We start from the raw sequence: 12,906 nt of genomic DNA, 5'->3' as shown, positions 1-12,906 counted from the left end.
GCGGTTCGGGCGGTTCGGGCGGTTCGGGCGGTTCGGGCGGTTCGGGCGGTTCGGGCGGTTCGGGCGGTTCGGGCGGTTCGGGCGGTTCGGGCGGTTCGGGCGGTTCGGGCGGTTCGGGCGGTTCGGGTAGTTCGGGTAGTTCGGGCAGCCAGCCAAAGGAATGGCCGGCCGCCGTGCGATGCAGATCGGGAATGAAAGCGGTCAGATCCCCGCTTTCGGCGCGTTCAGGATCAGTCGCAGCCCGAGCAGCGTGATCGCACCGGCCGCGACGCGGTCGACCCACTTCTTCGCGCGCAGGTAGAGCTCGCGCGGCCGGCGCGTGGAAAAGCACAGCGCGACGATCGTGTACCAGCCGAACTCGACGCCGAACACGAGCGGCGGCAGCGCCAGATAGCACCACAGCGGCGGATGCTGCGGGAGCAGCGCCGCGAAGATGCTGCCGTACCAGATCGCCGTCTTCGGGTTGCTGAGCTGGGTCGTGAGGCCCGTCCAGAACGACTTGCGCGCGCTGCCGCCGGCCACCGCCTGCGGATCGTCCATCGCGATCGGCCGGTCGGCGCCGCGCCAGATCTTCGACGCCATGTAGATCAGGTACGCGCCGCCCGCCACCTTGAGGCCCACGTACAGCCATTCGACGGCCTGCAGCAGCGTATAGAGCCCGGCCAGCGCGACACCGCCGAACACGATGCCGCCGATGCCCATGCCGAGCGCGGTGGCGAGCCCGTCGCGGCGCGACAGCCCGATCGAATTGCGGGCAACCAGCACGAAGCTCGGGCCCGGAATCATCGCGCCGAGAAACAGCGCGGCCAGGATGGCGAGTACGGCAGCCGATGCAGTCATCGAAGTCTCCTTGGTGAGCGACGCCGAATCGCCGACGCCTGCGTGTCGTTCCCGACGGTCGAAGCGCTGATTCTGGCACGCTTCGCGCATGGCCGAAAGCCGCGTTGCGCTGCTATGCTGGCCCGCTTTCCCGCCATTCGCGCCGCCCGCCATGATCGAGATCCGCGCCGTCGGCACCTCTTTCCTCCTTTCGACCGGACACCCCGTCATGCGCGTTTTCCGCCTGCCCATCGTGCTCCTCCCGCTGCTCGTCGCGCTCTCGCTCAATGCCCGCGCCGGCGACCTGCCGAAATCGATCGCCGCGCAGTTGCCGCCCGGCTACCAGCCGCTGCTCGCGCATGCCGGGCCGGACCTCGACAACGGGCGGCACAGCGTCCTCGTCGTCGTGCATCGGGCGGTCGATACGCGCGAGCAGCCGTCGCCGCGTCCGCTGCTGATCTACGAGGAGCAGGCCGACCACACCTACCGGCTCGCCGCACGCAACGACCAGGTCGTGCTGCGCGCGAACGAAGGCGGCCAGTGCGATCCGTTCGATCCCGACGATGCCGCCGACAACGGCTTCGCGGTAAAAGGCCGCTACTTCACCGTGCAGAACTTCGTCGCGTGCGGGCAGCACTGGAGCGACTACGTGACGTTCCGCTACGACCCGCGCACGCACGGGTGGCTATTTTCGAACCGGATCGTCACCGAATCGTTTCCGCTCGACGACCAGCCCGACCACGTCACCGTCACGCGCGCCGATGCGCACCGGCCGGTGTCGTTCGGTCAATGGCAACGCAAGGACTGACGCGGCCGGGGCAACGCGCCGAGACCGGTTGCATCGAGCTCCGGCCGGCGCGGGCAGGGACAGACTCCGTCACGCCCCGCTTCTCCCGCTTCTTCCGCCCCGCCCGCACTCGCGAGCGCACGCCAACAGGACTACCATAAGCGCTCGCCGTCGCGCGACCGTGCGCCGGCCTCGCACGCGGCTCGCACGCACGCGTTCCCTCGCTGCACCCGCACAGGAGGACGTCATGACGCAACACTTCGACGCGATCGTCATCGGCACCGGGCAGGCCGGGCCACCGCTCGCCGCGCGGCTGTCCGCCGCCGGGATGAAAGTCGCGATCATCGAGCGCGGCCGCTTCGGCGGCACCTGCGTGAACACCGGCTGCATCCCGACCAAGACGCTGGTCGCGAGCGCATACGCCGCGCACCTCGCGCGGCGCGCCGGCGAATACGGCGTGTCGGTCGGCGGCCCCGTCACCGTCGACATGAAAGCCGTGAAGGCGCGCAAGGACCAGATCTCCGGGCGCTCGAACCACGGCGTCGAACAGTGGGTGCGCGGGCTGGAAAACGCGACCGTCATCCAGGGTCATGCGCGCTTCGAAAGCGCGCACGCCGTGCGCGTCGGCGACGAGCTGCTCGAGGCAGACCGCATCTTCGTCAACGTCGGCGGGCGCGCGCAGGTGCCGCCGATGCCGGGCCTCGACACGGTGCCGTACCTGACCAACTCGACGATGATGGACGTCGACTTCCTGCCCGAGCATCTCGTGATCGTCGGCGGCAGCTACATCGGGCTCGAGTTCGGCCAGATGTATCGCCGCTTCGGGTCGCGCGTCACGATCGTCGAAAAGGGGTCGCGCCTGATCCGCCGCGAGGACGAAGACGTGTCGCAGGCCGTGCGCGAAATCCTCGAGCAGGAAGGGATCGACGTGCAGCTCGACGCGACCTGCCTGAGCGCGCGGCGCGACGGCAGCGGCATCGCGGTCGGTCTCGACTGCGCGGGCGGCGGCCGCGAGGTCGCGGGCTCGCACCTGCTGCTCGCGGTCGGACGCGTGCCGAATACCGACGATCTCGGGCTCGACCGCGCGGGCGTCACGACCGACGCGCGCGGCTATATCGAGGTCGACGACCAGTTGCGCACGAACGTGCCCGGCATCTGGGCGCTCGGCGACTGCAACGGGCGCGGCGCGTTCACGCACACCGCATACAACGACTTCGAGATCGTCGCGGCCAACCTGCTCGACGACGATCCGCGCAAAGTGTCCGATCGCATCGCGGCGTACGCGCTGTACGTCGATCCGCCGCTCGGCCGCGTCGGCATGACGCTCGCGGAAGCGAAGCAGACGGGCCGCCGGCTGCTGGTCGGCACGCGCCCGATGACGCGCGTCGGCCGCGCGGTGGAAAAAGGCGAGAGCCTGGGCTTCATGAAGGTGATCGTCGACGCGGACAGCCACGCGATCCTCGGCGCGTCGATCCTCGGCGTGACGGGCGACGAAGTCGTGCACGGAATGCTCGACGTGATGGCCGCGGGCGCACCGTACACGACGATCAGCCGCGCGATGCACATCCATCCGACCGTGTCGGAACTCGTGCCGACGCTGCTGCAGGATCTGCATCCGGTCGAATGACGCGCGGCGAATCGAAGCGCCAGGCGCTGCTCGATGCGGGCGCGAAGCACGTGATCGCCGGCAGCCCTGCCGACCTGCCGCAGCAGGTGGCCGACATCACCGGCGGCACCGGTGCGCGCCTCGTGTTCGATCCGGTCGGCGGCCCCGATGCGGCGAACCTGCTGCGCGCGCTGGCCACGAACGGCACGTTCTTCCAGTACGGCGCGCTCGACACGCGCGACATCCCGGTGCCCGTGATGGACCTGCTCGCGCGCCACCTGACGCTGCGCGGCTACGAGCTGTTCGAGATCACCGGCCACGCGCAGCGGCTCGAGCGCGCGAAGCGCTTCATCGTCGACGGGCTCGCGGCAGGCGCGCTGAAGCCGCTGATCGATCGCACGTTCGCATTCGACGACATCGTGGAAGCGCATCGTTACATGGAAGCCGGCGCGCAGGTCGGGAAGATCGTCGTCACGGTCTGAAAGGGCGCAAAGCGGGCCTGCCGTTTGAAAACGACGGCACGCCCGCCACCCGCTCAGCTTTCGAAATACCGCGGCCGGTCGATATCGGCCAGCAGCCCCGGCTGCGTCGGCGCCCAGTCGAGCGACGCACGCGTGCGCTCGCTCGTTGCCGGCGCATCCATCCCCGCGAACATCGCGAACCAGCCGAAGTGTTCGCCGGCTTCAGCTGACGTTTTCGCGACGACCGGCACATTGAGCCGCCGGCCGATCACTTCCGCGATCTCGCGGAAGCGCACGCCCGTATCGTCGACCGCGTGATAGCGCGCACCGGCCGCGCCGCGTTCGATCGCGAGCCGGTACACGCGCGCCGCGTCGAGCCGGTGCACGGCCGGCCAGCGGTTGTCGCCATCGCCGAGATAGGCCGATGCGCCCTTCTCCCTCGCGAATGCAATCAGGCGCGGCACGAAACCGTGATCGCCGTCGCCGTGCACCGACGGCGGCAGGCGCACGACCGACGCGTGCACGCCGCGCGCTTCCAGCGCGACCGCGGTTGCTTCCGACGCACGCGGGTAGGACGACGACACCGGCACGTGCGGATCGTCTTCCGTCGCCGCGCGCCCGGGGGCGACGAGCGCGAGGCCCGACGTGACGATCAACGGCCGTGCCGAACCTTCCAGCACCGCGCCGATCGTCTCGATCGCGCGACGGTCGAGTTCGCAGTTCTGCGCAAAGCGCGAAAAGTCGTGATTGAATCCCGTATGGATCACCGCGTCGGCAGCTTCGGCGCCGCGCGTGAGGCTGTCGAGATCCTCCAGCGAGCCGCGATGGACGTCGGCGCCCGCCGCCTCGACCGACGCGGCAGCCGCGTCGGAACGCGCAAGACCGAGCACCGCATGGCCGGCCGCAATGAGTTCGGCAACGACGGCGGAACCGACGAACCCCGACGCTCCAGTAACAAAGACACGCATGTTCAACACCTCCGGATGGCATGGAGGCTTACTATCCGTCGATGCCCGCTCGCGATGAAGTCGTGACGGTTTACCGGTAAACGAACTAACAGGATATGGCTGACGCCCCCGACAACCTGCTCGGCGCGTACCTGCGGGACCGCCGCGAGAAACTCGATCCGGTCGCGCTCGGGCTGCCGGCCACGCGCCGCCGCACGCCCGGCCTGCGGCGCGAAGAAGTCGCGCAGCGCGCGCACGTCAGCGCCGCGTGGTACACGTGGCTCGAACAGGGGCGCGGCGGCGCGCCGTCGGCCGACGTGCTCGACCGGCTCGCCCGCGCGCTGCTGCTGAACGACGCCGAGCGCGAGCACCTGTTCCTGATCGGCGTCGGCCACCTGCCGGAAGTGCGCTATCACGCGACCGACCATGTGTCGCCGCGCGTGCAGCACGTGCTCGATTCGCTCGACGCGAGCCCCGCGATCGTGCGCTCAGCGACGTGGGACGTCGTCGCATGGAACGTCGCGGCGGCCGCGACACTGACCGACTACACGACCCTGTCGCCGGAACGGCGCAACATCCTGCGGCTCATCTTCATCGATCCGCACGTGCGCGGCGTGCAGGCGAACTGGGAACGCGTCGCGCAGTTCGCGGTAGGCGCGTTTCGTGCCGACGTCGCGCGCGGCGGCGCGACGCAGGCCGTGCAGGCGTTCGTCGACGAGATGCGCGCGACGAGCGCGGAGTTCGACGCGCTGTGGCGCGACCACGATATCCGCTCGCATGACGAAGGGACCAAGGAGATCCACCATCCCGCGGTCGGGCGAATCGCGCTCGAATACTCGGCATTCGCGGTGAGCGGCCGGCCCGACCAGACGCTCGTGATCTTTACGCCGGAAACGGCGGCCGATCGCGCGCTCGTCCTGAAACTGGTGGCCGCGCGCGAACAAGCCCTGGCCGAGCAGATGCCCGCCGCATGACGGCGCGTGTTTCGTCTGACGAGCGCGCTGCCGCGCCGTATCGCCCGCCGCCGCATGACCCGAAGACGCTCGGCGTGGGTTCGGCGATCGGTGTACGCAAGGATGACGACGCGCTGTGCACGCAGATCAACCAGGCACTCGCGAACCTGATCCAGGATGGGACGTACCAGCGGATCGCGAAGCCGTATTTCTCGTTCGATATCTACAACTGACGGGCGAGAACGGAAAACACGAAACGGCGCCACGCATGCGTGCGCGACGCCTCTTCTTCGTTCACCGAATCATTTCGACTACGCCGCTCGCTGTAACAGGTCGGTTGCGAAAGACTTCGCGTGCTCGACGGCTTCCTGCGCGTCGCCGAATACACCGAGCTGATCCCAGTGCTCTTCGGCCGCATACGTTCCCTTCACGGCGAGCGCCCGCTGAACGCTCAACTGCGCGGCGTATCTGCCATCCTCCAGCGCTCGAGCCGTCGCAACGACCTTGTGCGGAGGGCTGGCTCGTTCCGGCTGAATCAGCTCGACAGCGCCGCCGGCCAGGTCGATATTCATCAATTCGTTCCTGGCTTTGCAATCGGGGCAGTAGAAGCACCACCCCGTGTCGTCCTGATGGGGCCTGACCTGCCCGCGAGCCAGTACGGCACGACATTCAACGTTTTCGCAGATGAACGGCATGGCAGTCTCCGAAGTTGTTTGACGGAAATCCTAGCATGTCCGTCGGCGGTCAACCACCGGCATCGGCATGATTGCCATGCGGGTGATCAAAGTCGGGCGCCCAAGCCCTTCGCACGCCGCGCACGCAGATCGCCCCCCGCGCTCGCGAGCCTCATGTCACCCGAGATAAACTGTCTGCCCGACCCACGCATCGAGCCATCCTCCATGTTGATCCGCGTTGCAACACCGTCCGATGCCATCCCGCTTGCCGAACTGAAGCGCGACACGTTTCGGGAAACCTTTCTGCATGAAGGATTCGGCATCGACTATCCGCCGTACGATCTGGCTGCGTACGAGACGAACACCTACTCGGTCGAAACGACCACGGGCCAGCTCAACGATCCCCAGTGCCGCACGTGGGTCGCGGAAAGCGACGACGGGCAACTGGTGGGGTATGCACACGTGGGGCCGTGCAAACTCCCGCACCCGGACGTTGCCGACGGGTCGGGGGAGATCCATCAGATCTATCTTCGGCGCGGGACGCAAGGGACCGGCGCCGGGCGCGCTTTGTAGCGGCTACGCCCCCAGAGCGTCTTCGGCTCGTCGAGCAGATGACGCAACCCGCTGCGCTCGATCGTGATTTCCGCGACTTCGTTTACCCGTTCGAGAACCTCGCTCTCGTCGACCGACAACACGCGCGGCCCCTCCATCAGCCCCCTTTCGCCGACCACCGTCACGCCCGCATCGATCAGCTCGGGCACCGCGCAGCGCCCGATGAACGACATGATCGCGCTCGGGTTGTGGACGATCGCGGTGCCCGTCCCGACGCACGCCGCGATGTCGGCGGCGGTCAGGTCGATGCTGTGCGACATGAACGACGTCACGCCGGCCTTCAGCTGTTCGAGCGCGGCGCGCTTTGCTCAGACGCGAATGGCTCGCGCAAGCAAGCTGACGAAACGGCGACGCGCGATGCGCCTATGCGGTTTTCCCGGACAGCCCGTGCATCGGCCGCCGCAGCGCGGCGTCGAACGGGTTGGTGCGCGGCCCGATCGCATCGGCCTGGCGCCGCAGCAGTTCGACGACCATCGGCATCCGGTCGTCGCCGAGGCGCGATGCGAGCGTGCCGACGCTCAGCGCGCCGACGGGATACCCGGTGCGATCGAGGATCGGCACCGCGACGCCGGCCATCCCGTCGAGCACGCCGCTGTTGCGGCCCGCGTAGCCGAGCTGCCGCACGCGTTCGATCTCGGTGCGCAGGTACACCTCGTCGAGCACGCCATAGCCGCGAATGCGCGGCACGTTGAAGCGGATCACTTCCTCGCGTTCGGCTTCGGGCAGGAATGCGAGGATCGCGAGACTGCCCTGCCCGACGCCGAGCGCGATGCGCCCGCCGATGTCGCCGGTAAACGACCGGATCGGGAACGGCCCTTCGCACAGGTCGAGACACACCGCGTCGAAGCCGCTCTTCACGAGCAGGAAGATCGTCTCGCCGATGCTTGCGCACAGCCGCAGCAGCGCGGGGCGGCACAGCGTGCGCATGCTGCTCGGGTTGCCGGCCTGCGCGGCGAGCGCAAAGAAGTCGACGCTCAGCCGGTACAGCTTCGACTGCTCGTCCTGCTCGACCATCCCTTCGGCGATCAGCGCTTGCAGGATCCGGTGCGCGGTGCCCTGCGTGAGGCCGACGGCCTTCGCGAGGTGCGTGACGCGCACGCCGTCCTGCTGCATGCCGGCCAGCGCGCGCAGGATCGCGAACGCGCGCTGCAGCATGCCGGTGCCCGGCGCGCCGGCCGCATCGGCGGCGTCCTCGTCCGGCTGCGCCGCGCGTGCGGCCGGCGACGTTCCGGGCGTATGGGGTTCCTGCACGCCGGTTCTCCTCACGAATTTCACTGAATGGAATACGGTAGCCGCCATTGTCGTCCGGCCGAAATTCCGCCGGCATCCGGGTGTACACGGGATTGACGCGTGCATTTCGCGGCTCGACCACCCTTCATCCAGCGAAACGATTTACGTGCGATTCGACCATCCGTTCCGTTCATCGGAATTCTTTCGAAATGCATCCCGTTCAGCAGAATTCCAAATTGACGCTCCGAAATATGGCTGGCTAGAGTCCGCGTCATTGGCACACCGGCCTCGCGGTGTGCGACCCCGGAGCTCCCCATGTCGTTTCTCACGCTTACGGATCTGACGAAAACCTTCGGCGACCTCACCGCCGTCGCCGACGTCAACCTGTCGGTCGAACAAGGCGAATTCGTGTCGCTGCTCGGGCCGTCGGGCTGCGGCAAGACCACCACGCTGCAGATGATCGCCGGCTTCGTCGACGTCACGCGCGGGCGCATCGCGCTCGACGGGCAGGACATCACGCACCTGAAGCCGAACCGGCGCGGGCTCGGCATCGTGTTCCAGAGCTATGCGCTGTTTCCGCACATGAGCGTCGCGGAGAACGTCGGCTTCGGGCTCGACATGCGCGGCGTCGACAAAGCCGAGCGCACGGAGCGCATCCGCGCGGCGCTCGCGCTCGTGCGCCTCGATGCACTCGCGCACCGCTTTCCGCGCGAGCTGTCGGGCGGCCAGCGGCAGCGCGTCGCGATCGCGCGCGCGGTCGTGATCGAGCCGCCGGTGCTGCTGCTCGACGAACCGATGTCGAACCTCGACGCGAAGCTGCGCGAGGACATGCAGTTCGAGCTGCGCGCGATCCAGCGCAAGATCGGCACGACGACGATCATGGTCACGCACGATCAGTCGGAAGCGCTGTCGATCAGCGACCGCGTGGTCGTGATGGAAGCCGGCCGCATCACGCAGACCGACACGCCGTACCGTGCGTACGAGCGCCCCGAAAACCGCTTCGTCTCGCAATTCATCGGCAAGGCGAACCTGCTGCCCGGCACGATCGTCGCGCACGACGGCGACGCGATCCGCATCGACCTCGGGCACGGCCTCGCCGAAACCGGTCACACCGCGCACCTGCCGCCGCGCGAGCGTGACATAGGCGTCGGCGACGCGGTGTCGGTCTGCATCCGTCCGGAAAAGCTGCGGCTCTGCACACCCGACACCGGCCGCTTCGCCGCGACCGTCACGAGCCGCTTCTTTCTCGGCAGCCAGTGGCTGTACCGCGTCGACAGCGCGCTCGGCGAAGTGCTCGTGTGCTGCCAGAACGAAGGCGCGGAACCGCTCGCGGAAGGCGCGCCGGTCGGCATCGACTGGCACAGCGACGCGGTGCGCGTGATGCGCCGGGAGGCCTGAATGGGACAGCCCACCCGCCCGCTTCCGACTGACGGCGTGCCGGCCGCGTTCGCGCAATCGGCCGCGGCTTCCGCAGAGGTCGCACCGGCACGCGCTGCCGCCGCGCACGCGCCGCGCGCCACCTGGCGTGCGCATGCGCCGCTGTGGCTGATGTGCGCGCCCGCATTCGCGCTGTTTGCCGCGCTCGTGCTCGTGCCGCTGGCGATGACGTTCGTGCTGACGTTCTACCGCTTCGACCCGGCGACCGGTGCGATCGCCGCGTTCCAGTTCGGCAACTACGCGGAAGTGCTCGGCTCGCCGTACTTCCACACGATCTTCCTGCGCACGTTCGGGATCGCCGCGCTGACGACCGCGATCTGCGTCGCGGTCGGCACGCCGGAAGCGTACGTGCTGTCGAAAATGCGCGACCCGTGGCGCTCGCTGTTCCTGCTCGCGATCCTCGCGCCACTGCTCGTGTCGATCGTCGTGCGCGCGTTCGGCTGGAGCATGCTGCTGAACACGAGCGGGCTCGTGAACCGGACGCTCGGGCTCATCGGCCTCGGGCCGTACAAGCTCGAATACACGACCTTCGCGATCGGGATCGCGCTGGTGCACGTGATGCTGCCGTTCATGGTGATTCCCGTGTGGACCGCGCTGCAACGGCTCGATCCGCAGACCGAGCACGCGGCACTGTCGCTCGGCGCGTCGCCGTTCACGACGCTGCGCCGCATCGTCCTGCCGCAGCTGATGCCGGGGGTGCTGTCGGGCAGCCTGATGGTGTTCGGGCTGTCGGCGAGCGCGTTCGCGATTCCCGGCCTGCTCGGCGGACGCCGGCTGAAGGTGGCGGCCACCGCCGTCTACGACGAATTCCTCGGCTCGCTGAACTGGCCGCTCGGCGCGACGATCGCGGTGCTGCTGCTGGTCGCGAACCTCGTCGTGATGCTCACCTACTACCGCGTGCTCGAACGCCGCTACGCACGCAGCCTCGGAGGCGCATCCCGATGAGAAAGAACGGCCCCCTCGCCCTCGCGTTCCACACGCTCGTGATCGTGTTCGTGCTCGCGCCGCTCGCGATCGTCGTGCTGGTCGCGTTCACGCCGGACGAAACGCTGACGCTGCCGACCCACGGGCTGTCGCTGCGCTGGTTCCGCGCGATACTCGACTATCCCGACTTCGTCACCGCGTTCTTCAACAGCGTGAAGCTGGCGCTCGCATCGGCGACGCTGTCGCTCGCGATCGCGCTGCCGGCGGGCCTCGCCATCGGCCGCGCGACGTTTCCCGGCCGCGCGTTCCTGAACGGGTTGCTGCTGTCGCCGCTCGTGATCCCCGGCCTCGTGCTCGGCATCGCGCTGCTGCGCTTCTTCGCGCTGATCGGCGCGACCGGCTCGTTCGCATGGCTCGTGCTCGCGCACATGATCGTCATCACGCCGTTCGTGATGCGGCTCGTGCTCGCGTCCGTCTCGGGCCTCGACCGCAGCATCGAGCAGGCCGCGTGCTCGCTCGGCGCGGACCCGTGGACGACCTTCCGCCGCATCACGCTGCCGATGATCGTGCCCGGCATCACCGGCGGCTGGCTGCTCGCGTTCATCAACAGCTTCGATGAACTGACGATGTCGATCTTCGTCACGTCGCCGCAGACGGTCACGCTGCCCGTGCGCATGTACATGTACGCGACCGAATCGATCGACCCGATGATGGCGTCGGTGTCGGCGCTCGTCATCTTCATCACCGCCGGCGCGATGCTGCTGCTCGATCGCGTGTACGGCCTGAACCGCATCCTGATCGGCCAACACTGACGATGACTTCCGCTTCCCGTTCAACCGACACCGTGGACGACGGCGCGCAGTTCGTGCGCGTCGCCGAGCGCGAGCGTGCCGCCGTCGCGTTCACGCTCGACGGCCACCCTGCGCAGGCCCTTGCCGGCGACACCGTGCTCACCGCGATCCTCGTCGCGCAGCGCCGCGTGCGCGTCAGCGAATTCAGTGGCCTGCCGCGTGCGGGCTTCTGCCTGATCGGCGCATGCCAGGATTGCTGGGTGCGCACCGAAGCAGGCGCACGCGTGCGCGCATGCTCGACACCGATCGCCGAAGGCATGCGGATTCTCACCGGCGTGCCGCCCGTTGCCACCGGAGACACGCAATGACCGACGCACTGCAACCGGTGATCGTCGGCGCAGGCCCGGCCGGCGTGCGCGCGGCCGAGGCGCTGGTCGACGCGGGGCTACGCCCCGTCGTGATCGACGAGAACGCGCGCTGGGGCGGCCAGATCTACCGGCAACCGCCGGCCGACGGCGCGTTCGTGCGCGGCAAGCGCACGCTGTACGGCTTCGAGGCCGCGAAGGCCGACGCCGTGCACCGGACCATGGCCGCGCTGCTGCCGCACGTCGACTACCGGCCGGACACGCTCGCGTGGGCATGCGGCGCGGGCCGCGTCGATACGCTGCAGGGCGGCCACGAAGTGACCGTGCCGTACTCGCACCTGATCGTCGCGAGCGGTGCGACCGACCGCATGCTGCCCGTGCCGGGCTGGACCCTCGCGGGCGTCTATACGCTCGGCGGCGCGCAGGTCGCACTGAAGGCGCAGGGCTGCGCGATCGGCAGCCGCATCGTGTTCGCCGGCACGGGGCCGCTGCTGTATCTCGTCGCGTACCAGTATGCGAAGGCCGGCGCGCAGGTCGCGGCCGTGCTCGACACGAGCCCGCTGCACCGCCAGGCGACCGCCGCGCCCGCGCTGCTGCGCATGCCGTCGATCTTCGCGAAGGGGCTCTATTACATCGGCTGGCTGCGCGCGCACGGCGTCGCGATCGAAACGGGCGTCACGCTCGAGCGCGTGCTCGGCGAACAACATGTGACGGGGCTCGCCTGGCGCGCGGCCGGCGCCGATGCGCAGCCGCGCGTGCTCGACTGCGACGCGCTCGGGCTCGGCTTCGGCCTGCGTTCGGAGACGCAGCTCGCCGATCTTGCCGGCTGCCGGTTCGGTTTCGACCCGGTCAACCGCGCATGGCTGCCCGAGCGCGACACGGCCGGCCGCACCTCGGTGCGCGGGATTTACGTCGCGGGCGACGGCGCGGGCATCGCGGGTGCCGACGCGGCCGAAGCGTCGGGCCGGCGAGCGGCGCTCGCGCTGCTCGACGACGCGGGCATCGCGCCGCGATCGCCATCCGGCAAGCCCGATGCGGCGACGCTCGAACGCAGGCTCGCGCGCATCGGCGCCTTCCGCGCGGGCCTCGAAGCGGCATTCGCCCTGCCCGTCGAGCAAGCCGCGCGCTGCGCCGACGACACGATCGTGTGCCGCTGCGAGGAGATCGACGCGGGTACGCTGCGCCGTTGCATCCGTGGCGGCGCAGCGACCGAACTGAACCGGCTGAAGGCGCTGACGCGGGTCGGGATGGGCCGCTGCCAGGGCCGCATGTGCGGCGACGCGGCCGCGCTCGTGCTGGG

General features: G+C 69.0%; 15 protein-coding genes and 1 pseudogene. 11 read left to right on the top strand and 5 right to left on the bottom strand.

The genetic code is table 11. The annotated features are described in order from the left end of the window. Positions 1 to 201 precede the first annotated feature (201 nt). Complete coding sequence (locus G3N64_RS35565) at positions 202 to 840, bottom strand: LysE family translocator (protein ID WP_205788330.1); 639 nt, start codon at positions 838 to 840, stop codon at positions 202 to 204. A gap of 208 nt (positions 841 to 1,048) precedes the next feature. On the opposite strand from G3N64_RS35565, the gene G3N64_RS35560 reads away from it, so the two are divergent. From G3N64_RS35560 to G3N64_RS35550, 3 genes and pseudogenes are all read left to right on the top strand, one after another. After that, positions 1,049 to 1,627: a hypothetical protein gene (locus tag G3N64_RS35560; protein ID WP_205788329.1), complete on the top strand. Its 579-nt coding sequence runs from the start codon at positions 1,049 to 1,051 to the stop codon at positions 1,625 to 1,627. 226 nt (positions 1,628 to 1,853) lie between these two features. Next, on the top strand, positions 1,854 to 3,233 hold the full coding sequence (locus G3N64_RS35555; protein WP_205788328.1) for an FAD-containing oxidoreductase: 1,380 nt from the start codon (positions 1,854 to 1,856) through the stop codon (positions 3,231 to 3,233). Then, positions 3,230 to 3,694: pseudogene (locus tag G3N64_RS35550) on the top strand (zinc-binding dehydrogenase); the annotation flags it as partial. The gene G3N64_RS35555 and the pseudogene G3N64_RS35550, both read left to right, overlap by 4 nt. 53 nt (positions 3,695 to 3,747) lie before the next feature. Here G3N64_RS35550 and G3N64_RS35545 read toward each other — a convergent pair. Next, positions 3,748 to 4,641 (bottom strand): SDR family oxidoreductase, encoded by an 894-nt coding sequence (locus tag G3N64_RS35545; RefSeq protein ID WP_205788327.1) that lies wholly within the window; start codon positions 4,639 to 4,641, stop codon positions 3,748 to 3,750. Positions 4,642 to 4,736: 95 nt separating this feature from the next. Here G3N64_RS35545 and G3N64_RS35540 point away from each other — a divergent pair, with 95 nt between their 5' ends. Together G3N64_RS35540 and G3N64_RS35535 are read left to right on the top strand one after the other, a co-directional pair. Next, positions 4,737 to 5,594 carry a helix-turn-helix transcriptional regulator gene (locus G3N64_RS35540; protein WP_205788326.1) on the top strand — a complete coding sequence of 286 codons (858 nt, stop codon included), beginning with the start codon at positions 4,737 to 4,739 and terminating at the stop codon, positions 5,592 to 5,594. Further along, entirely contained in the window at positions 5,591 to 5,806 is a 216-nt protein-coding gene (locus G3N64_RS35535; protein ID WP_205788325.1) for a transporter substrate-binding domain-containing protein, read from the top strand. The genes G3N64_RS35540 and G3N64_RS35535 overlap by 4 nt, the downstream gene beginning before the upstream one ends. A gap of 78 nt (positions 5,807 to 5,884) precedes the next feature. Here G3N64_RS35535 and G3N64_RS35530 read toward each other — a convergent pair whose 3' ends face one another. Beyond that, positions 5,885 to 6,268, bottom strand: coding sequence for a hypothetical protein (locus G3N64_RS35530; RefSeq protein WP_205788324.1), 384 nt, complete (start codon positions 6,266 to 6,268; stop codon positions 5,885 to 5,887). A 204-nt stretch (positions 6,269 to 6,472) separates the two neighbouring features. Here G3N64_RS35530 and G3N64_RS35525 point away from each other — a divergent pair, with 204 nt between their 5' ends. Then, on the top strand, positions 6,473 to 6,820 hold the full coding sequence (locus G3N64_RS35525) for a GNAT family N-acetyltransferase (protein WP_205788323.1): 348 nt from the start codon (positions 6,473 to 6,475) through the stop codon (positions 6,818 to 6,820). Here G3N64_RS35525 and G3N64_RS35520 read toward each other — a convergent pair. Together G3N64_RS35520 and G3N64_RS35515 are read right to left on the bottom strand one after the other, a co-directional pair. Next, a complete protein-coding gene (locus G3N64_RS35520; RefSeq protein ID WP_241021373.1) occupies positions 6,772 to 7,119 on the bottom strand; it encodes a hypothetical protein in 348 nt (115 codons plus the stop codon). The two genes, G3N64_RS35525 and G3N64_RS35520, sit on opposite strands and share 49 nt — an antisense overlap. A gap of 103 nt (positions 7,120 to 7,222) precedes the next feature. Then, positions 7,223 to 8,110 carry an IclR family transcriptional regulator gene (locus G3N64_RS35515; protein WP_205788322.1) on the bottom strand — a complete coding sequence of 296 codons (888 nt, stop codon included), beginning with the start codon at positions 8,108 to 8,110 and terminating at the stop codon, positions 7,223 to 7,225. Between the two features lie 294 nt (positions 8,111 to 8,404). Between G3N64_RS35515 and G3N64_RS35510 the strand changes: the two genes are divergently transcribed. The 5 genes from G3N64_RS35510 to G3N64_RS35490 all read left to right on the top strand — a co-directional run. Continuing rightward, positions 8,405 to 9,487, top strand: a complete 1,083-nt coding sequence (locus G3N64_RS35510) for an ABC transporter ATP-binding protein (protein ID WP_205788321.1) — start codon at positions 8,405 to 8,407, stop codon at positions 9,485 to 9,487. After that, on the top strand, positions 9,488 to 10,471 hold the full coding sequence (locus G3N64_RS35505; protein WP_205788320.1) for an ABC transporter permease: 984 nt from the start codon (positions 9,488 to 9,490) through the stop codon (positions 10,469 to 10,471). It abuts the gene before it with no gap. After that, the gene (locus G3N64_RS35500) at positions 10,468 to 11,262 is read left to right on the top strand and encodes an ABC transporter permease (protein WP_205788319.1); all 795 of its coding nucleotides are present in this window, start codon (positions 10,468 to 10,470) and stop codon (positions 11,260 to 11,262) included. The genes G3N64_RS35505 and G3N64_RS35500 overlap by 4 nt, the downstream gene beginning before the upstream one ends. Positions 11,263 to 11,264: 2 nt before the next feature. After that, a complete protein-coding gene (locus G3N64_RS35495) occupies positions 11,265 to 11,609 on the top strand; it encodes a (2Fe-2S)-binding protein (protein ID WP_205788318.1) in 345 nt (114 codons plus the stop codon). Next, positions 11,606 to 12,906, top strand: a 1,301-nt coding sequence (locus G3N64_RS35490; RefSeq protein ID WP_205788317.1) for an NAD(P)/FAD-dependent oxidoreductase, incomplete at its 3' end; no start/stop codon positions are given. The genes G3N64_RS35495 and G3N64_RS35490, both read left to right, overlap by 4 nt.

The organism is Burkholderia sp. Ac-20344 (genome assembly GCF_017104975.1).
In the GTDB taxonomy this organism is placed as follows: domain Bacteria; phylum Pseudomonadota; class Gammaproteobacteria; order Burkholderiales; family Burkholderiaceae; genus Burkholderia.
This window is presented reverse-complemented; position numbering and strand designations above follow the sequence as displayed.

Bases quoted from the DNA above. Each gene is read 5' to 3' on its own strand.
- G3N64_RS35565 (WP_205788330.1), bottom strand. From the start codon at position 840: ATGACTGCATCGGCTGCCGTACTCGCCATCCTGGCCGCGCTGTTTCTC.
- G3N64_RS35560 (WP_205788329.1), top strand. From the start codon at position 1,049: ATGCGCGTTTTCCGCCTGCCCATCGTGCTCCTCCCGCTGCTCGTCGCG.
- G3N64_RS35555 (WP_205788328.1), top strand. From the start codon at position 1,854: ATGACGCAACACTTCGACGCGATCGTCATCGGCACCGGGCAGGCCGGG.
- G3N64_RS35545 (WP_205788327.1), bottom strand. From the start codon at position 4,641: ATGCGTGTCTTTGTTACTGGAGCGTCGGGGTTCGTCGGTTCCGCCGTC.
- G3N64_RS35540 (WP_205788326.1), top strand. From the start codon at position 4,737: ATGGCTGACGCCCCCGACAACCTGCTCGGCGCGTACCTGCGGGACCGC.
- G3N64_RS35535 (WP_205788325.1), top strand. From the start codon at position 5,591: ATGACGGCGCGTGTTTCGTCTGACGAGCGCGCTGCCGCGCCGTATCGC.
- G3N64_RS35530 (WP_205788324.1), bottom strand. From the start codon at position 6,268: ATGCCGTTCATCTGCGAAAACGTTGAATGTCGTGCCGTACTGGCTCGC.
- G3N64_RS35525 (WP_205788323.1), top strand. From the start codon at position 6,473: ATGTTGATCCGCGTTGCAACACCGTCCGATGCCATCCCGCTTGCCGAA.
- G3N64_RS35520 (WP_241021373.1), bottom strand. From the start codon at position 7,119: ATGTCGCACAGCATCGACCTGACCGCCGCCGACATCGCGGCGTGCGTC.
- G3N64_RS35510 (WP_205788321.1), top strand. From the start codon at position 8,405: ATGTCGTTTCTCACGCTTACGGATCTGACGAAAACCTTCGGCGACCTC.
- G3N64_RS35505 (WP_205788320.1), top strand. From the start codon at position 9,488: ATGGGACAGCCCACCCGCCCGCTTCCGACTGACGGCGTGCCGGCCGCG.
- G3N64_RS35500 (WP_205788319.1), top strand. From the start codon at position 10,468: ATGAGAAAGAACGGCCCCCTCGCCCTCGCGTTCCACACGCTCGTGATC.
- G3N64_RS35495 (WP_205788318.1), top strand. From the start codon at position 11,265: ATGACTTCCGCTTCCCGTTCAACCGACACCGTGGACGACGGCGCGCAG.